We start from the raw sequence: 18,563 nt of genomic DNA on the forward strand, positions 1-18,563 counted from the left end.
TTCGAGCTCGCGGTGCAGTTTGCTACCGTAAACGGCGTTGACCGCCTCGGTGGAGATACGACTGTATGTGGACTGCACGTCGTTCTCGGGCCTCTTACCTTCGGGCACCGCGGCCTCCAGGGTCTCGCGGGCCTTGGGGTAGCATTCGGTGCGAAGCTTGTCCTCGGGGCTCATGCTCTCCCCCGAGTTATAGGAGATGGGGGCGGCTGCGTTGTTGGGGTCTCGCTTCTGAAAACCGTACTTCTGGGCGTACTCGACATTCCAGGGACCGTACTTTCGCCCCATCTCGCCGCGGGGCGCACCCTCAGAGTAGGGAGCCTGGATGGTGTAGTTCTGCCCGTGTTCGGCAAAGCACTGCTTCATAGCAATCTGAAAGGCCGTGTATTCGTAGTGAGTGCGCTCGTAGTAGGTGTAATCGTCCAGGGGCATCTTCACGATGTCCTGCTCCGCGTCAAAGATGGCGTGGACGCTTTCGTCGCGTTCCAGCGGCGGGTTGAAGAGCGAGCAAGCACTCAGGGGCATGATGCCGACACAGAGCAGGGCACCCGTGGCGAGCAGGCGGCGGCTCGTGCCGGTACGAGGAGCGGCGGTGCGGCGGTTGAGAGATTTCATCGTTGAACACCTTTCATAGGAGTGAGTTGCTCACCACATTACACGTTCCGCTCCCTGTCGCGCTCGAATTTCGGGGGGGGTGTGCACCAAAAATTTTTATGAATTCTCTTCTCACCTACCTTGGATCCGTGTTCTCCCCGCAAATACAAAAAATCCCCCGAACTTCTCGCAAGAGAAATCCGGGGGATTTTCAATCAGCTACATGCTACTTGGTCGGCAGTTCAGCCAGTTCGGTAGCGTCGTGAGCCTCGGGGATGTGATCCACGTGCAGACGCTTACGGAAGACCCAGTAGGTCCAAGCCTGGTAGACGAACACGACCGGCAGACCAAGGCAGGTCACGAAGGTCATAACGCCCAGGGTGTACTCGGAGCTGGATGCGTTCGCAATGGTGAGCGAGTATGCCGGGTCCAGGGTGGAGGGCAGCACGTTCGGGTACATTGCGGTGAAGATTGCCAGTGCGCCCAGTGCGACGAACACGGACAGGCCGGCGAAAGCGCGACCCTCGCGGCCGCCCTTAGCGGAGACCCAAGCAATCAGAACGGCAACAACAGCCAGGATGGTGCACAGCCAGGAGATGCCGTTACCGCTGGTGAAGTCCAGGGTCAGAACCCATGCGACGATCGGCAGCAGCAGGACGGGAGCCCAGCGCACCAGGGTGTTGCGGGCACGGTCGCGGATATCGCCGTCGGTCTTCAGAGCGACGAAGGCAAGACCCTGAACCAGAGCGAAGCCCACGAAGCCCAGGCCGCCCAGCAGGACGGGCAGAGAAATCCAGGCGAAGGCACCGCCAACGCGGTCACCGTTCTCGTTGATGGGCAGACCCATGGAGGTCAGGCCCAGCAGCGCGCCCACGAGCAGAGCGATGAAGAAGGAGGAGACGGACAGAGCGATGTTCCAGTTACGGATCCACTTCTCGTCGTTCTTCTTACCGCGGTATTCAATTGCGACCACGCGCAGAATCAGGAAGACCAGCGCGAGGGTCAGGGGGATGTACAGAGCCGAGAAGAGGGCTGCGTACCAGATGGGGAATGCCGCGAAGATAGCAGCACCACCGGACACAATCCACACCTCGTTACCGTCCCAGACGGGGCCGATGATGTTCAGCAGCAGACGGCGTTCCTTCTCGTTCTTTGCGAACTTGGAACCCATCAGCATACCGACACCCAGGTCAAAACCGTCCAGGATCATGTACATGATGAGGAAGACGCCAATGGCAACAAACCAGAGGGTGGGCAGGCCAGGCTGACCGGCAAAGATATTGAAATCAAAGTTCATGGTGAATCAATCCTTACCCGCCTAGTAGGCGAACTCCAGCACGTCGCGCTTGGACTTGTCGTTGGACTCGTCCTCGTGGTGCGACTGAACCAGCTCGGGCATTGCAGCAACCACACCGGCCTTGACGTACTTGATGAGCAGGTAAACCTCAACCACCATCAGCACGCCGTAGAGCAGGCCCAGGGTGAGCAGGGAGAAGAGGATTTCTTCACCGGAAACACCCGGGGAGATAGCTGCTGCGGTGTACAGGCGGATTGCGGGATCGCCCTCAAGGTTGGGGACAACCACGAAGGGCTGACGGCCCATTTCGGTGAAGATCCAGCCCAGTGCAATTGCGAAGAAGGGAGCCAGGATGGACCAGACGGCAACGTTCTTGAGCAGCTTGGACTCGGGGACGGTGCCCACGCCCTTCTTACGGGTAACCCACAGTGCGTAGAGGTAGAAGGGAACGACGACTGCGCCCAGACCGATCATGCCGCGGAAGCCCCAGTAGGAGACCTCGAGGGAGGGCAGGTAATCAATCTTCTGACCTGCACGCTCACCGTAGAGCGGGTTATCGGGCAGGTTGGTGCCGTACTTAGCTTCGTACTCGGGAACCAGGGTCTGGATACCCTTCACCGGGGTGTTGAAGTTGTCGTGTGCCAGGAAGGACAGCACGCCGGGAACCTCGATGATGGTGTGAATCTTGTCGCAGCTCTGAGCGCCAAGCTCACCAACGGTCAGCACGGAGAAGGAGGTACCGTCGTGGCAGGCGGCCTCGGCGGCAGCCATCTTCATGGGCTGCTCGTGAATCATCATCTGTGCCTGCATGTGGCCGGATGCGCCAACACCAGCGAAGCCGATGAGGCCCACCACTGCGCCCAGGCGCAGGGACTTGAGCCAAACCTGGAAGTCCTTCTTGTCGCGTGCGCCCTTGTCGGACTCACCAACGACAACCTTGCCGTCAACGACCTTGTCAATGCCGTCCTTGCGGCGGCGCCACAGCTTGTACCAGGCGATACCGACCAGGAAGCCACCGGCAACCTGAATGGATGCGGTGATGACGTGCGGGAAGGTGACCCATGCGGTGGGGTTCATCAGCACGGCGCCGATGTCGGTCATACGGGGACGACCGTCAATCATTTCTGCGCCGACGGGGTGCTGCATCCAGGAGTTTGCCACCAGGATGAAGAAGGCGGAAATCCAGGAGCCAAGAACAGCCATGAACAGCGAGAAGGCGTGGACTGCGGGCTTGAGGCGATCCCAGCCGAAGATCCACAGGCCCAGGAAGGTCGACTCGACGAAGAACGCGAAGAGGCCTTCCATAGCCAGCGGGGCGCCGAAGACGTCGCCCACGAAGCGGGAGTATTCACTCCATGCCATACCGAACTGGAACTCCTGAACCAGACCGGTGGCCACACCCATGGCGAAGTTAATGAGGTACAGCTTGCCCCAGAACTTCGTCATTCGCTTGTATTCGTCCTTCTTGGTACGAACGTAGCAAATGTACAGGTAGGTCACTACAAGGCCCAGACCCAGGGTCAGCGGAACCATGAAGAAGTGGTAGACGGTGGTGATACCGAACTGCCACCTACCAAAATCAAGGGGATCCATTGATAGGTCCTTACTATGTGTGTACTGATATGCGCGTGCGCCAGAATCGGGCACTCCCCCGTCAGTGAAGGGAGTGCGAGAGTTACTGACACAGTGTCTCTCACCCATCTACGGTACAGGTTTTTCTTTGAAGGCTGTGAGGCACCTGTGTGCCGACTGGGCGTTAAATGTTTGACGTTTCGATAAAGGTTCATCGCACGTTATCAGCAAATACCGAGGTGAGACGGTTTAGAAACAGCCTGTCACCATCCGGAGTACGGAAGCCTTTTCCAACCCCTCCCTCAAACCTTGCAGTAAATTGCGATGTCTGCAAGATTTTGGTGACGGATTTATCGAAACTGACACAATAGTTATTCAGTGCCAATTCATTAAATTTGCATCAAAAATACTGATTTTTTGCGCCGTGGTGAAATCTATTGTGACAATAATCATAGAAAATTCCCACTTTATGACAAATCGTCAGCATGTTTTCCACGAGTCTCGCAAGAAAATACACACGCAAACACACACGGGAAGAACCGCTACATATCGATGTTCTCGGTATCCAGCTGATGCGCGCCGGCGATAATGAACTCCTTACGCGGAGCCACCTCGGAACCCATCAGCAGCGAGAAGGCGCGCTCGGCAGCCTCAGCATCCTCGATGCGGATGCGGCGCAGCATGCGGTGGCGCGGATCCATCGTGGTCTCGGCCAGCTGGTCGGCGTCCATCTCACCCAGACCCTTGTAACGCTGAATCGGTTCCTTGTAGGTCACGCCCTGCTCCCGCAGAGAATCCAGCAGCTCGTGCAGCTGCTTCTCGGAGTAGGTGTACACCATCTCGTTCGGCTTACCGCGGCGCACCACCTCCACGCGGTGCAGGGGCGGAACCGCGGCGTACACGCGACCGGCCTCAATCAGCGGGCGCATGTAACGGTAGAACAGGGTCAACAGCAGGGTGCGGATGTGCGCGCCGTCAACGTCCGCATCGGTCATCATGATGACCTTGCCGTAACGGGCAGACTCTAGGTCAAAGGTGCGGCCCGAACCGGCACCAATCACCTGAATCAGCGCCGCGCACTCGGCGTTCGCGAGCACATCGGTCACCGAGGCGCGCTGAGTGTTCAGGATCTTACCGCGAATCGGCAGCAGAGCCTGGTACGAGGAGGAACGAGCCAGACGCGCAGTACCCAGCGCCGAGTCACCCTCCACAATGAACAGCTCGGAATGTTCGACGTTCGTCGAACGGCAATCCACCAGCTTGGTGGGCATGGATGAAGACTCCAGCGCGGTCTTGCGGCGCTGCGTCTCCTTGTGAATACGCGCCGAGACGCGGGTCTTCATCTCAGAGACGACCTTCTCGCACAGAGCCGTAGCCTGCGCCTTCTCCGCGCGGGCGGTCGACTCCAGGCGGGCCTTCAGGGCATCGCCCACCACCTTGGAGACAATCTGGCGAACCGCCGGGGTGCCCAGAATCTCCTTGGTCTGACCCTCAAACTGCGGCTCGGCCAGACGAACGGTCAGCACGGCGGTCAGACCGGCCAGCACGTCGTCCTTCTCAATCTTGTCGTTACCCACCTTGTACTTGCGGGCGTTGTCGGCCAGATGCTTGCGCATCACGCGCAGCAGGCCCTGCTCAAAGCCCGCGGTGTGGGTACCGCCCTTGGGGGTGGCAATAATGTTCACGAAGCTGCGAATCGTGGTCTCGTAGCCGATGCCCCAGCGCAGGGCAACGTCCACCTCGCAATCACGTTCCACATCAGTCAGCTGCGAGCGGCCGTCCTCCCCCAGCACGGGCACGGTCTCGGTGAAGGTTCCGCTACCGCTGAAACGCCAGATGTCGGTGACGCGCTCGTCGTGCGCCAGGAACTCCACGAACTCGCTGATGCCGCCGTCGTACTGGAAGACCTCCTCGTGTGCCTCCAGTTCGCCGGGGGTGCCGGGCAGCCGGCGCTCATCGCGAATACAGATGCGCAGGCCCGGAATGAGGAACGCGGTCTGGCGCGCACGAGCCACCAGGTCCTCGTAGCTGAACTTGGCGTCGGGGGTAAAAATCTGCGGGTCAGCCCAGTAGCGCACGCGGGTGCCGGTCACACCGCGCTTCGCCTTACCCACAATCTGCAGGGCGTCGGTGCCCTCGGATGCGGGGGTGAACGGGTCATCGGGCTTGGGGGTACGGCCCGAATCGAAGTGGCCGGGAATACCGTGACGGAACGACATCTGGTAGGTCTTCGAACCGCGGTCCACCTGCACATCCAGGCGCGAAGACAGCGCGTTCACCACGGATGCGCCCACACCGTGCAGACCGCCGGAGGCGGTGTAGGAACCGCCGCCGAACTTACCGCCGGCGTGAAGCTTGGTGAAGACGACCTCCACACCGGATAGGCCGGTACGCGGCTCAATATCCGTGGGGATGCCTCGGCCGTCGTCGCGAACCTCCACCGAACCATCGCGGTAGAGAATCACCTGAATGGACTGGCCGAAGCCGGCGAGCGCCTCGTCCACCGAGTTGTCGATAATCTCCCAGAGGCAGTGCATGAGGCCGCGGGAATCGGTGGAGCCGATGTACATGCCCGGGCGTTTGCGGACTGCTTCAAGACCTTCCAGAACGGAGAGGTTGCGAGCGGTGTAGTTCGAGGACGCCACGGGATTCCTTTCGGGTGAATATGTCTGCGGTGGTGAACGCGCGCCGCACGCAGGGCGGAGTGAGGGCCCGGCTCACGTGCTACTAGGCAGAACGGATGCGGGGCACGACGCGTGTCGTGCCCCGCAGAGCGTTCAACGTTCGGAACTCTATTCTAGCGTGGCTTGGGGAAAAGGGTGGTCAGGACGGTCACCGATGGTGCCGTGCGTGGTTCCCACGTTCACCCCGCTAGTGTGCCTCACCCGTGGCCTTCGAGGAGCTCTCGTGACGGTTCGTGACCATGATATTGGACTTGAAGTAGAACTCTTCGGGAAGCTCATTGGTGACCGGGCCGTGGGGGAACTCGCTGAGCTTCGGCACGAAGTACCAGTCCATCAGCTCGCCGCTGCTCTGCTTGAGCACGCGACGTTCGCGCATGGCGCGGCGAATCTTGCGGCGCAGGCGGGGGCTGTCCTCCAGGGTGCTCGTGAAGACCCAGGGGGTTTCGTACCCCTCGGTGGCGGTGCCGAAGGTGATGCGCAGCTTGCCCTGTTCATTGGCGTCGATAACGAAGTCCCCGGGCGTGATATCGGTGAAGGCGAGCATCCAGCTGTGTCGGCGTTCGTAGCTTTCGCGGGTGGTCTGCAGTGCCGCAATGATGCGGTGGTCGACCAGCAGCTCAACCTTACGTTCGGTGATTTCGCCCAAACGAGCGTAGGAGCCGAAGGCGCGGTTCGCACCGCTGCGGCGAGGCCACTTCGTCACCGCACCGTGCGGCACCTCCCCCGCAAAGGTGAAGGGGCCGGTCATGGTGCCGGGCAGACGCAGACGCTCAAACGGCGCAGTCGGCAGAAAAGTCGTCAGTAGCTGATCGGAGCTCACCGACTTACCCCAGCGCGCCATCTCAAAAATAGTCGGCTCGGGGCCCACCGGGTAGAGGCGCGGCATCTTGCGACCGAACTCGTCAAAGCCCTCAATAAACTCACCGTTGGAGCTGTACCCGGGCATGGTCGCACCGAGCGGGCGAGTCCACGAGCCCGAGTACGGCTTGGTCAGGTGCGGGTTCTCCACCGGCAGGATGCTGGTGCGAGCGCCCAGGTAGGCGGGCATACGGGACAGGTTACGCCAGGCGAACTTCGCGGCAACCGCCTCACGCCACCACATGGGGCGCTTGCCGGGGGTTTGGCCGCCCAGGCAGTGCATGAGGAGCCAAAAACCAGCCCAGCCGAGAGTACCGGCAACAATCACCCACAACACCACGCTCAGCACCAGCTGGAGGGTACCGGTCGCCCACATATTCGTGGCGATGATGCCCATCAACCCCGCCCAGGCCACCATGGCGTACGGGCCAAGCGTAATCATGGGGTCGACCACCTTGACGGCGGCGATAACACGGCGGTTGAGGCCGCGCCACACGTAGGAGTAGGACCAGAGGGCGACGGCAAGCATCAGCGCCATCAGCAAGAGAAGGATGAACATCGGTGCGTTCTCTTTCGCGGCAGGTTTTTCTACCGGGGTCGGTGGCAGCAGGCATCAGGCAGATGCTCCGTTGAAGTGCTTTTCAACAACAAAACTCGTCTGCCGAAGGTACCTTCAGCAGACGAGTCTCTTTGGTGTCACTAACCCTGAGGTAAAGCTTCTTTACCTATTGTGCCTTTAAGTGGTATTCGTATGGGGGATTTTGGCCGCGGTGTACGAATAAATCGCACTCGTCCCTCCGCCAGGCAGATACCCGACAGATGTCAGGCACAGCAAACAAGCTGTAACGCCCCGGTGACGGTTTTAGGCCAGAGCCGCAGCAATCTGCGGAATCAGCGCCTCAAAAGCACGCGCGCGGTGGCTAATCGAGTTCTTGATCTCGGCGGGAATCTGCGCGCAGGACTGGCCGGCGTACTTGCCCTCGTAGAGGGCGTTCTCGCCGTTGAGCTCCACGGGGCGCAGAATCGGGTCGTAGCCAAAGCCACCCTCCCCCGCCGGTGCGGTCAGCAACTCGCCGGGTAGCTCGCCGTATTCAACCGCCTCGAAGCCGTCCGGGGAGGCCACCGAGGCCGCGCAGCAGAACTTCGCGCCGCGGTGCTCCGGAGCGATATCGCTCAGCTGAGCCAGCAGCAGGTTCAGGTTCGCGGTGTCATCGCCGTGGCGGCCGGCCCAGCGGGCCGAGAAGATGCCGGGAGCGCCGCCGAGCACGTCCACGGACAGGCCCGAATCGTCGGCAATAGCAATCAGGCCGGTTGCCCGGGCGACCGCGCGAGCCTTGAGCAGGGAGTTCTCAGCAAAGGTCACACCGGTCTCAGGAACATCGGGTGCGTTCACGCTGGCTGCATCCACGACCTGGGTGTCAACGTCCAGGCCGTCGATGTGGCCGCGCAGAATCTCGCGCAGCTCCTTGAGCTTGCCCTTGTTGTGGCTTGCCAGAACAATCTTTGCTTCTGCCATGGTTTCTCCTTTGCAACAGGTGCACACGGTGCGGGGTGGGGCGCCGTGCGGGTTAGTCGTTCTTCAGGGCCTCGCGCTGAATCTGGGCCAGCTCTGCGGTGCCCTCCAGGGCCAGGTCGAGCAGGCTGTTGAGCTCTTCGCGGTCGAAGGGGGCACCCTCGGCGGTGCCCTGAACCTCCACGAACTTGCCGCTACCGGTGACGACCACGTTCATGTCGGTCTCTGCGCGCACGTCCTCGGTGTAGGGCAGGTCAAGCATGGGGGTGCCGTCGATGATGCCCACCGAAATCGCGGACACCGAATCAATCAGCGGGTTCGCCTTGGCGGAGATAATCTTCTGCTCCTTCGCCCAGGCGATAGCGTCGGCCAGGGCCACGTACGCGCCGGTAATCGAGGCGGTGCGGGTACCGCCGTCAGCCTGCAGCACGTCACAGTCGAGCACAATGGTGTTCTCGCCCAGCTCCTCCATGTTGATAACCGCGCGCAGGGAGCGGCCAATCAGACGGGAAATCTCGTGGGTGCGGCCACCCACGCGGCCCTTCAGCGACTCGCGCGAAGAACGGGTGTTGGTGGCGCGCGGCAGCATCGCGTACTCGGCGGTCACCCAGCCCTTGCCCTCGCCCTTGAGCCAGCGCGGCACGCCCTCGGTGAAGGATGCGGTGCACAGCACGCGGGTGTTTCCGAACTCGATGAGGGCGGAACCCTCGGCGTTGCGGGACCAGCCGCGGGTAATGGTGATGGGGCGCAGTTCGTTGAGGGCGCGGCCGTCGTCGCGGGTCACAGTCATGGGTTCTCCTTGGGTCGGTCGGTCTGTTGTGCTTATAACCTGGTCGGGTTGAATGTGGTTTGCGCTAGTCCAGCTAGGGTTTAGGGAGGGCAATGGCGGCCTTCAGTGGCGGGTCCAGCACCTCCACCACGTTCAGCGTGGAGGTCACCGGATGCGCCGGCGTGGGGCGCGGGTAGATACGGTAGCTTGCGGCCATTTCGGCAACGCCCACGGGACCGGAGAAGGCGCTACGTGCTTCGGCGCGGGCGATATCAGGGTCGTTCCATACGGGCAGGTGGGTCAGCAGCAGGTTGCGTACGCCCGCCTCCTGGGCGGCCTGTCCGGCACGCTTGCCGGTCAGGTGGATACCGCGCAGGGCGTCGTCGCGACCCTCCTGGTAGGCAGCCTCGCACAGGAACAGGTCGGCGCCGCGCGCAGCCTTAACCAGGCCCTCGCACAGGTCGGTATCACCCGAGTAGGCGAAAATCGTGTGGCCCTCGCGGTCGTTGCAGGTGATGCGCAGGGCGTAAGGATCCTTCGAGGGGTGCACCACACGGAAGGGTTCCACGCGGAACGGGCCAATCTGCACGGGCTCGCCCTCGGTCCAAGTGTGGTACTCAAACTCGGTGCTCATGCCCGGGTCGGGGTCCAGGCCGTGGGTCGCCGACAGGTACTCGTTAATGGCGGCCGGGCCGTAGAGCGGAATACGTCCCTTAGGCCAGCCGCGCGGATCCCACTTGACGGCCACGTGCAGACCGGACAGGTCGATGCAGTGGTCCGGGTGCAGGTGCGAGATGAGAATCGCGTCGATATCGCTCAGGTCGATATGGCGCTGCAACATGCCGAGGGAGCCGTTGCCCATATCCACGATGACGCGCCAGGTGCGGCCGGCGAAGTCGGTCGCGGTGAGCATGTAGCAGCTGGCCGGCGAGACGGGGCCGGGGAAGGAACCGGTACAACCGATAATCGTTAGGCGCATGCGGGACCTTCCTGCGTCGCCGCGGCCTCTTCGGCCTCGGCGACGTCTTCGTCCAGGGTGATGTTGCGGTGTGCGGCCAGCATCTCGGGGGTGATGGTGGCAAAGGAGCCGGTCGGGAAACGCTCGGCCACGGATCTGGTGTGGCGAACGTTGGTGACCTCGGGGCCGAGGAAGCGGCGCGCCAGCTGCGAGAACGTCTCAGATTCGCCGGTAGCGAGGAACTCGTGGTGCGGGTGCTCCTCGGGAACCGGGCTCTCGATGGCGTGGTTGAGCAGTTCGCGGTATACGTCCTTGGCGGTCTCATCCGCGGAGGAAACAAGGGTGACGTCCTCGCCCATGATGTAGGAAATCACGCCGGCCAGCAACGGGTAGTGGGTGCATCCGAGCACGAGCGTGTCGACCCCTGCATCCTTGAGCGGCTGCAGGTACTGGCGAGCGGTCTCCAGCAGTTCGGGGCCGGAGGTAATGCCCTTCTCCACAAACTCCACGAAGCGCGGGCAGGCCACCGAGTACACCTGAAGGTTGGGGGTAATCGCGAAGGTGTCCTCGTAGGCGCGGGAGGTGACGGTCGCCTCCGTCGCAATCACGCCGATCTTGCGGTTGCGGGTCGCGGCAAGCGCGCGGCGGGCGGCGGGCTGAATCACCTCGATGACAGGGATGCCGTACTGGCGGGTGTAACGTTCGCGGGCGTCGCGCAGCACGGCGGCGGATGCGGTGTTGCAGGCGATGACGAGCATCTTCACGCCGGAGTCGACGAGCTCGTCCATGATGCGCAGTGCGTTGGCGCGCACCTCTGCAATTTTGAGGGGGCCGTAGGGGCCGTGCGCGGTGTCGCCGACGTAGATGATGCGTTCGTGGGGCAGCTGATCCATGATGGCGCGGGCCACGGTAAGGCCGCCTACGCCGGAGTCGAAGACGCCGATGGGTGCCGCGGCGGTGGGGGCTACGGGTTCGGGGCTTCCCCAGGGGGTGCGGGCACGGTAGGGATTGGTTGCGTCGATGCTATCACTCATGGGTCACCTACACTTCGGTATCGGTCGTTTCCTCGTTCTATGCTAACCCGCGTTCGGGGTGGTTTCTTCCCGGGAGGGGGTTAGATGAGTCCAGAACCACCATTATGAGACGGTCTGTGACGGCGGTGCGAGGGGGCAAACGAAAAATCCGTTCAGTGGGCGGTGTTCTATCGCACGTCGACGGGCAATATTACTGCGCGCGCGTGCACCTTATGAACCGAGAAGAGGCCTCTACTCCTCTTCGTCCAGGCCCTCAATCATCGCAAGCATGAGCGAATCCTGCACCCACGAGATGAAGTTGTACACCATCGCCATGTACTCCTCATTGTTAGTGACCTGCGAGGCGTCGGTAATGGTGCCGATCTCGTCGGCGCGTTCTTCATCGGTAATCTGCAGGCGGTCGGCGAGCACCAGGCGAATATCGCCGAGGGCAGCGGCCCAGGCACGGGCGTGCTCCTCGTTCAGGCGCAGGTCGCTCGACTCAATGTCGAAGGCGAGCATCGCCAGGTTGGCGCGCTTGGTTTCGCGCAAATCGCGTTCGGTGTAGCGACGGTACTCGGCCGCACTTTCCTCGTCGCTGCTGGCGACGGGGAGCAGGCGAGCCACGGCGCTGTCCTCGGGAATCGTGGGGTTCTCGGTGATGCCGACCAGCGCCTCGAGCGGGTCGACGGTACTGCCGTCGGCGGCGGTGTCGGAAGGTCGTAGCAGGGCGCGCACGTCCTCGGCGAGTTCTCGGATGAGCTCGCGCTCGGGCTGTTCAAATCGTGCGGTGTAGCCGCCGGGGGTGCGTCGGAAGGGGCGTGCCATTAGTTCTCCACTTTCTCGAAGGTGGCCAGCAGACCCCAGGCGTGCATGGCCTGAGTGTGCTTTTCGGCGTCCTCGCGGGGCCCGGTGAAGACGATGGCCTTGCCTTTGTGGTGCACCTGCAGCATGAGCTCCTCGGCGCGGGCGCGGGAGTAGCCGAAGTGACTGCGGAAGACGTAGGCCACGTAGGTCATGAGGTTGACGGGGTCGTTCCAGACGATGACGTTCCAGGGGGTATCAGCGGCGAGGATGTTCTCGAGCTCGGTCGTCAGGTCGGTGTCGCCTTCGGTGAGGGTTCCGCTGGAGAGGGTCACGACTGCGTTATTCATGGGGGTCCTTCGGGGTCCGGTCTGATGGATTCCGGAGTTCGTGGGGCCGGATTGTTGGGAACCGAGCCTCGCCACTTTGTGCAGCGTGGCGGCGGCTCGCGGCCGGTGTGTGTGCGGGGGCCGAATCTCTTTCGATTATACGGCCGGACGCGCCGGGCGGCGGGCAGAGTGCCTGTACTTTTTCATACTACACTACTTATAGTCAATAGTACTTTATGTAGTGATTGACACGCCGTCACAACAAGAAAAACGCCCGCTCCCCCCTCTACAATTAGACACATGACTACTACTTCGCTTCTCACCGATCACTACGAGCTGACCATGCTTCAGGCAGCTCTCGCCTCCGGAGCCGCCCAGCGCAAGTGCACCTTCGAGGTCTTCACCCGCCGCCTTCCCGCGGGCCGCCGCTACGGCGTGCTCGCCGGCACCGGCCGCTTCCTCGAGGGACTCTCCGAATTCCGCTTCACCGACGAAGAGCTCTCGTTCCTCTCCTCCCGCAACGTCGTCAACAAGGAGACCCTCTCCTTCCTGGAGTCCTTCCGCTTCAGCGGCAACATCCGCGGCTACGCCGAGGGTGAGGCGTTCTTCCCCCACTCCCCCGTTATGCAGGTCGAGTCCACCTTCGCCGAGGCGTGCATCCTCGAAACCTACCTGCTGTCCATCCTGAACTTTGACTCCGCCGTGGCCAGCGCCGCCTCGCGCATGACCGCCGCCGCCGGCAACCGCCCCTGCCTTGAAATGGGTTCGCGCCGCGCCCACGAGCGCGCCGCCGTCTCCGCAGCCCGCGCCGCCGTCATCGCTGGCTTCGCCGGCACCTCCAACCTGGAGGCGGGCCGCTCCTACGGCCTGCACACCATCGGCACCAGCGCCCACGCCTTCACCCTGCTACACGACAACGAGCGCGAAGCCTTCGAAGCGCAGCTGCGTTCCCTCGGCGCCCGCACGACCCTGCTGGTCGACACCTACGACGTGGACAACGCCGTGCGCCTGGGCGTGGAACTGGCCGGCGAGGAGCTCGGCGGCGTTCGCCTGGACTCGGGTGACCTGGTCACCACCGCCGCCCACGTACGCGAACTGCTCGATTCGCTGGGTAACACCAATACGAAGATCACCGTGACCAGCGACCTGGACGAATACGCCATCGCCTCGCTGGCCGCCGCCCCCGTGGACTCCTACGGCGTGGGTACCCGCCTGGTGACCGGTTCGGGCGCGCCGACCTCCTCCATGGTGTACAAGGTCGTGGCCCGCGAGAACTCCGCGGGCGAGATGCAGCCGGTCGCGAAGGCCTCGGCCGGCAAGGCCTCGGTGGGTGGCGCCAAGCTCGCTGCCCGCCGCCTGAACAGCATGGGCATCGCAACGGCCGAGGTTCTGGGAACCCACGAAGACCCGGCCCTGCACGAGGACACCCGCCCCCTGCTCGTGGACTTCGTTCGCGAGGGCGAGCTGCTGCCCGGCTTCACCGGTGAGGAGGGCGTACGCCGCGCAACCGCCCGCCACGCCGCGTCCCTGGCCGAGTTGCCCGAGGCCGCTCGTCGCCTCTCCGAGGGCGAGCCGGTTATCCCGACCGAATTCATCTAAAACTCCCCCACGGTGCCCGCCCCGCGAGCCGCCGCGATACCCCTCAAGGACGGGGTGCATCCGGCGCAATCACGCGGGGCGGTGTGCCATACTTCTACCCGTGACCGTATAGGAACGGCTTGTAAGGACGGCTATGTCTAAGGCATTGATTATTGTGGACGTGCAGAACGACTTCTGCGAGGGCGGTTCCCTGGCGACCGCGCGCGGCGCCGAGGTGGCTTCGCTCATTAGCGAGTTCGTGGAGAACAACCACCACCGCTACGACGCAATCGTGGCCACCCAGGATTGGCACATCGATCCGGGTTCGCACTTCTCCGACACCCCTGACTTCGTGGACTCCTGGCCCGTGCACTGCGTGGCCAAGAGCAAGGGTGCGCAGATTCACGAGAACCTGGACACCGACTACATTGAGGCGTACTTCCGTAAGGGCCGCTACGAGGCCGCATACTCGGGCTTCGAGGGTCTGCTGGCTCCCGAGGATGAGGTGGCCACCGGTGAGCACGAGCCGGGCGCGGATGCTTCCGAGGACGGCCCGCAGACTCCCCTGTCGGAGTGGCTGGATGAGCGCGGTATCGAGTTCGTCGACGTCGTAGGTATCGCTACCGATTACTGCGTGTCAGCGACCGCGCGCGATGCGGTCGATGCAGGCTACGAGACTCGCGTGCTGCTTGACCTGACCGCGCCCGTGCATGAGGACAAGCTTGACGAAACCGCCGAGGCACTGGAAGCCGACGGCGTGGAGGTCGTAGAGGTCCTCTAGCCTCAACGTAACTCGCACAACGATAGGGCGGGCACCCCGAGAGTACTCGGGATGCCCGCCCTATCGCGTCTACGCGAACAAATATTACAGGCACGCAAAAGCCCCGCGAGCGCATACTCGAGGGGCTTCGCTTCATAAATTGCGGTCGGCAGCAGCTAACTCACAGCGCGATTCGGCAGCAACAGATTATTGCCCGGTCTGGCAGAGGTACACAGATACTTCGCCTTCGTGCGAATAGGTTGCCCCGCTAAACGCCTCGCTGGAAGTGACGTTATTGGAGTTAGAAATCTCCCCCTCCATCACCTGCGGCGCCAGGTAGGAACCACCCGCACCTCCAGCACCCGCAACCTGCGCAGAGCTCACACTCTGTCGACTACCCTGCGGATTATTGTTCCATTTTTGAGCAATCGTAATCGCTGATTGTGAGAGAGCTGCGCCCGAACCGCCGCCGCCGTAGCCGCCGCCCCCGCCTCCAGACACAATAATCTGGGCACCGTTGAAGTATGGAGCAACTTGGTAGTAAGACAAGTATTTGTGGGTCCCGTCCGGGAGTTTAAGGGTTTCATATTCCCCGCCGTACAGACTGTGGTTGTCCAGCTGGTAGCTCACAGACATTACACCGTCACCGCCGTTCCCTTGCAAACCATTAGTGCCTGGGTTACCTGCAGTCGAAGAGCTGTAAAGAATCTGATTATTCTGGCTATCGAAGCTAAAGACATCGTTAGGGGTACCGGTCAGCACGGTTGGCTTAGCGCCGCCAGCACCACCAATACCTCCGCCGCCGCCCTTACCCCCTTCAACAGTTAGTTGAATGCTTGGGTCCTGAGCATAATACTCACGTCCGATTGTGGCATCACCACCGCGTGCTCGTTCTCCCGACCCGCCCACACTTCGCACGGGCGGGTGAGCCTGATTTTCTGGACCGGTCATACGAACGTCTACGATTCCGGGGAAATGGTCCGGGTCAGGTTCCGTTGTGAACATTGTTGCACGGGTGGTTCCGCCGCCACCGCCTCCAGCAACGGCAATAACCTCACCGTTGATGAGCAGTGCCGTTGAACCACCGCCTGAGCATCCATAGACTTCTTCCATGGGAAACTTAGGATGCGGTCCGTGGTCCCAATCTGCAGCCCATGCCCAGCGTTCGCTCAGCTTTTTCATGACGTCATCGGGAATTCTAGTGTTAGGAACCCCACCACCGTTACCGAAGCCTTGCCCGCCCTGGAAGCCTTCAGACCGGTACTCGTCCAGGGTGGGCCCGTACCCTCGGACATCGACCCTTCCGCCGCCACCTGCAATGAGCTCGATAGACGCAGGACCGGGTACCTCGACGACTCCGGTAACCTTCGCGCCGGAACCGCCTGGAGAGCTCCTATCGAAGCTTCCGCCGCCTGCGCCACCGACCAGTTCAAAACGTACCTTAATGTAGGTGTGGTGCGCGTAGAGATATTCTGTTTCTTCCCGTCGGTTGTACATGTCAGCGCTGATATCCATGTAAGGTTTTTCAGACACGGTGCAATCTGGTTTTGACGCTGCGTAGGCCGGCACTACTGAAGAAGCCGCAATCACGGGGGTCGCCCAGGCGACACCCTTCACGACCTTACGGCGAGAAATATGAGACATCACTGTCCTTCAAAGGTTGGTGCAATCATTCCCCTGGCACACTATCCGGGTGCGCGCCTTCCTGGGGTTGGTTACATGGTGTTTCTTAAAGTTTTGATGACCCAGCATAGACCTACATGCTGCGCATCAATGGAAAGTTCCCTGAGCCCGGCGACCATGCCAGGTTCGGGAGGGGGCTTCCACCAATAGGGTACATGAATCAGGTTTTATGGGCACCCCAAAAGGTCATAAAACACCATGTCGAATCAATTTCATACCCGTTGTGTAGCTGTCCGGTTGTCTCTTTCATGAGCTCAGAACATGCAAAGGCCCCGCGAGCGCATACGCACCCGCGGGGCTATTCTTTACGTTCTATCCACGCTTTAGCGTCGGCCAACGAACCAGTCCGACAGCTTATCGAGACGCGCCTGAATCTGCTCAGCAGATGCCTGTGCGACCGCCGGGCCGCCACAAATCTTACGCAGCTCGTTGTGAATCACGCCGTGCGGCTTACCCGAGCGAATCGACCAGGCCGCCACGTTCTTCGCCAACTTATTGCGCAGCGCCTTCAGCTGGCGATGATCCACCACCGAGGGCGCCGCGGTTGCCGGGCGACGAGCCGCGTGCTCACGCTGATGCGCGCGCAACAGCGTGCCCACCTGCTCGGCGTCCAGCAGGCCCGGAATACCCAGGAAGTCCTGCTCCTCCTCGCTGCCCACGGCGAGGTTGCCGGAGGCAAACTCGGCGCCGTCGAACAGCACACCGTGGAAGGACGCCTCGGAGCCGAGCGCCTCGAACTTGCCGCGTGCCAGCTGCTCGGAGGCGCGCTCCTCACGGTTTGCTTCTTCGAGCAGGTGGTCGTCCAGGCCCTCGACCATGGGGTCGATTTCTTCGGGTGCGCCGCGGTCGAGGGCGTGGTCGCGCTCGACCTCCATATCGTTGGCCAGCATCATCAGCTGCGGCACCGAGGGCAGGAACACGGATGCGGTTTCGCCGCGCTTGCGGGCACGCACGAAACGACCAATCGCCTGGGCGAAGAACAGCGGGGTGCTGGTGCTGGTGGCGTACACGCCCACGGCGAGGCGGGGCACGTCAACGCCTTCGGACACCATGCGCACGGCGACCATCCAGCGCTGCGTGCCCTCGCGGAATTCGTCGATTTTCGCGGAGGCCTCGCGGTCGTCAGAGAGGATCACGGCGGGATATTCGCCGGTGATTTTCTGCAGCTGCTCAGCGTAGGCTTTGGCGTCCGCGTGGTCGGTGGCGATGACGAGCGCGCCGGCGTCGGGCACGGTGCGGCGCACCTCGGTCAGGCGCTTGTCGGCGGCGGCGAGCACGGTCGGAATCCATTCGCCGTTGGGGTCCAGAGCGGTGCGCCATGCCTGGGAGGTGATGTCCTTGGTGAAGCCCTCGCCCAGGTTTGCCGCCATTTCCTCACCGGCGGAGGTGCGCCAACGCATCTGACCCGAGTACGCCATGAAGATGACCGGGCGCACCACGTGATCCTTGAGCGCCGGGCCGTAGCCGTAGGAGTAGTCCGCCTTGGAGCGGCGGATACCGTCGTTGTCGACCTCGTAAGTGACGAACGGAATCGGGGAGGTATCGGAACGGAACGGGGTGCCGGTCAGCGCCACGCGGCGGGTCGCGTCGTCGAAGGCCTCGCGCAGGCCGTCACCCCAGGAGAGGGAATCACCGGCGTGGTGAATCTCGTCAAAAATAACGAGGGTCTTCGTCGCCTCGGTGTTGCGCGCGTGCAGCTGCGGCTTATTCGCCACCTGCGCATAGGTCAGCGCCACGCCCTTGTAGTGGCGGCTGATGGTCACGTCCGCGTTCTTAAAGTTCGGGTCAATCGGAATACCGACCTTCGCGGCGGCGTCCGCCCACTGCTTCTTCAGGTGGTCGGTCGGCGCCACAACAATCAGCTGGCGCACCGTGCCGCGGTTGAAGAGTTCCTTGGCGAGGGTGAGCGCGAAGGTGGTTTTACCCGCGCCGGGGGTTGCCACGGCCATGAAGTCGCGGGGGTTCTTTTCGAAGTACTTCTGCATGGCCTCGGCCTGCCAGGCTCGCAGGTGCACCGAGGTGCCCCAGGGGGCGCGGTCGGGGTATGCCGGGGAGAGCTTCGGCTTCACCATGCTGTCAAATAGCGTGGGTTCCTCTGGTGCTGCGCTCATTCTCTCCTTCTTCCTCGTCTGCCTCTGCCGGCCCGTTCTGAGC

The 18,563-nt window shown here is 62.3% G+C and carries 14 protein-coding genes and 1 pseudogene; 2 read left to right on the forward strand and 13 right to left on the reverse strand.

Annotated elements, in window-relative coordinates:
• From HMPREF2674_RS02725 to clpS, 11 genes and pseudogenes are all read right to left on the reverse strand, one after another.
• Positions 1-612, reverse strand: a pseudogene (locus tag HMPREF2674_RS02725) (multidrug transporter); the annotation flags it as partial.
• 205 nt (positions 613-817) lie between these two features.
• Positions 818-1,888, reverse strand: coding sequence for a cytochrome d ubiquinol oxidase subunit II (gene cydB, locus HMPREF2674_RS02730; protein WP_049343115.1), 1,071 nt, complete (start codon positions 1,886-1,888; stop codon positions 818-820).
• Between the two features lie 21 nt (positions 1,889-1,909).
• Positions 1,910-3,481 (reverse strand): cytochrome ubiquinol oxidase subunit I, encoded by a 1,572-nt coding sequence (locus HMPREF2674_RS02735; RefSeq protein WP_049343116.1) that lies wholly within the window; start codon positions 3,479-3,481, stop codon positions 1,910-1,912.
• A 521-nt stretch (positions 3,482-4,002) separates the two neighbouring features.
• Positions 4,003-6,105 (reverse strand): DNA gyrase/topoisomerase IV subunit B, encoded by a 2,103-nt coding sequence (locus HMPREF2674_RS02740; RefSeq protein WP_049343117.1) that lies wholly within the window; start codon positions 6,103-6,105, stop codon positions 4,003-4,005.
• Between the two features lie 226 nt (positions 6,106-6,331).
• The gene (locus HMPREF2674_RS02745) at positions 6,332-7,561 is read right to left on the reverse strand and encodes an RDD family protein (protein ID WP_070484200.1); all 1,230 of its coding nucleotides are present in this window, start codon (positions 7,559-7,561) and stop codon (positions 6,332-6,334) included.
• A gap of 303 nt (positions 7,562-7,864) precedes the next feature.
• A complete protein-coding gene (locus HMPREF2674_RS02750) occupies positions 7,865-8,518 on the reverse strand; it encodes a non-canonical purine NTP pyrophosphatase (protein ID WP_070543264.1) in 654 nt (217 codons plus the stop codon).
• A 52-nt stretch (positions 8,519-8,570) separates the two neighbouring features.
• On the reverse strand, positions 8,571-9,305 hold the full coding sequence (gene rph, locus HMPREF2674_RS02755) for a ribonuclease PH (protein ID WP_049343119.1): 735 nt from the start codon (positions 9,303-9,305) through the stop codon (positions 8,571-8,573).
• Between the two features lie 73 nt (positions 9,306-9,378).
• Positions 9,379-10,263 (reverse strand): MBL fold metallo-hydrolase, encoded by an 885-nt coding sequence (locus HMPREF2674_RS02760; RefSeq protein ID WP_070649042.1) that lies wholly within the window; start codon positions 10,261-10,263, stop codon positions 9,379-9,381.
• A complete protein-coding gene (murI, locus tag HMPREF2674_RS02765; protein WP_070824754.1) occupies positions 10,254-11,276 on the reverse strand; it encodes a glutamate racemase in 1,023 nt (340 codons plus the stop codon). Before murI ends, HMPREF2674_RS02760 begins: the two co-directional genes overlap by 10 nt.
• A gap of 231 nt (positions 11,277-11,507) precedes the next feature.
• Positions 11,508-12,083 carry a DUF2017 domain-containing protein gene (locus HMPREF2674_RS02770; protein WP_049333633.1) on the reverse strand — a complete coding sequence of 192 codons (576 nt, stop codon included), beginning with the start codon at positions 12,081-12,083 and terminating at the stop codon, positions 11,508-11,510.
• Complete coding sequence (gene clpS, locus HMPREF2674_RS02775; RefSeq protein WP_070824755.1) at positions 12,083-12,409, reverse strand: ATP-dependent Clp protease adapter ClpS; 327 nt, start codon at positions 12,407-12,409, stop codon at positions 12,083-12,085. Before clpS ends, HMPREF2674_RS02770 begins: the two co-directional genes overlap by 1 nt.
• 279 nt (positions 12,410-12,688) lie before the next feature.
• On the opposite strand from clpS, the gene HMPREF2674_RS02780 reads away from it, so the two are divergent.
• Both HMPREF2674_RS02780 and HMPREF2674_RS02785 read left to right on the forward strand, forming a co-directional pair.
• Positions 12,689-13,987, forward strand: a complete 1,299-nt coding sequence (locus HMPREF2674_RS02780; RefSeq protein WP_049343123.1) for a nicotinate phosphoribosyltransferase — start codon at positions 12,689-12,691, stop codon at positions 13,985-13,987.
• A 133-nt stretch (positions 13,988-14,120) separates the two neighbouring features.
• Positions 14,121-14,747, forward strand: coding sequence for an isochorismatase family protein (locus HMPREF2674_RS02785; protein ID WP_070824756.1), 627 nt, complete (start codon positions 14,121-14,123; stop codon positions 14,745-14,747).
• A gap of 186 nt (positions 14,748-14,933) precedes the next feature.
• On the opposite strand, the gene HMPREF2674_RS02790 is transcribed toward HMPREF2674_RS02785, so the two are convergent.
• The gene (locus HMPREF2674_RS02790; RefSeq protein ID WP_141761790.1) at positions 14,934-16,370 is read right to left on the reverse strand and encodes a transcriptional initiation protein Tat; all 1,437 of its coding nucleotides are present in this window, start codon (positions 16,368-16,370) and stop codon (positions 14,934-14,936) included.
• A 362-nt stretch (positions 16,371-16,732) separates the two neighbouring features.
• On the reverse strand, positions 16,733-18,520 hold the full coding sequence (locus HMPREF2674_RS02795) for a DEAD/DEAH box helicase (RefSeq protein ID WP_070824758.1): 1,788 nt from the start codon (positions 18,518-18,520) through the stop codon (positions 16,733-16,735).
• Positions 18,521-18,563 lie beyond the last annotated feature (43 nt).

This window comes from Rothia sp. HMSC062F03 (assembly GCF_001836905.1).
Lineage (GTDB): Bacteria > Actinomycetota > Actinomycetes > Actinomycetales > Micrococcaceae > Rothia > Rothia mucilaginosa_A.

Bases quoted from the DNA above. Each gene is read 5' to 3' on its own strand.
- HMPREF2674_RS02770 (WP_049333633.1), bottom strand. From the start codon at position 12,083: ATGGCACGCCCCTTCCGACGCACCCCCGGCGGCTACACCGCACGATTT.
- HMPREF2674_RS02790 (WP_141761790.1), bottom strand. From the start codon at position 16,370: ATGTCTCATATTTCTCGCCGTAAGGTCGTGAAGGGTGTCGCCTGGGCG.
- murI (WP_070824754.1), bottom strand. From the start codon at position 11,276: ATGAGTGATAGCATCGACGCAACCAATCCCTACCGTGCCCGCACCCCC.
- HMPREF2674_RS02735 (WP_049343116.1), bottom strand. From the start codon at position 3,481: ATGGATCCCCTTGATTTTGGTAGGTGGCAGTTCGGTATCACCACCGTC.
- HMPREF2674_RS02785 (WP_070824756.1), top strand. From the start codon at position 14,121: ATGTCTAAGGCATTGATTATTGTGGACGTGCAGAACGACTTCTGCGAG.
- HMPREF2674_RS02745 (WP_070484200.1), bottom strand. From the start codon at position 7,561: ATGTTCATCCTTCTCTTGCTGATGGCGCTGATGCTTGCCGTCGCCCTC.
- clpS (WP_070824755.1), bottom strand. From the start codon at position 12,409: ATGAATAACGCAGTCGTGACCCTCTCCAGCGGAACCCTCACCGAAGGC.
- rph (WP_049343119.1), bottom strand. From the start codon at position 9,305: ATGACTGTGACCCGCGACGACGGCCGCGCCCTCAACGAACTGCGCCCC.
- cydB (WP_049343115.1), bottom strand. From the start codon at position 1,888: ATGAACTTTGATTTCAATATCTTTGCCGGTCAGCCTGGCCTGCCCACC.
- HMPREF2674_RS02750 (WP_070543264.1), bottom strand. From the start codon at position 8,518: ATGGCAGAAGCAAAGATTGTTCTGGCAAGCCACAACAAGGGCAAGCTC.
- HMPREF2674_RS02780 (WP_049343123.1), top strand. From the start codon at position 12,689: ATGACTACTACTTCGCTTCTCACCGATCACTACGAGCTGACCATGCTT.
- HMPREF2674_RS02795 (WP_070824758.1), bottom strand. From the start codon at position 18,520: ATGAGCGCAGCACCAGAGGAACCCACGCTATTTGACAGCATGGTGAAG.
- HMPREF2674_RS02760 (WP_070649042.1), bottom strand. From the start codon at position 10,263: ATGCGCCTAACGATTATCGGTTGTACCGGTTCCTTCCCCGGCCCCGTC.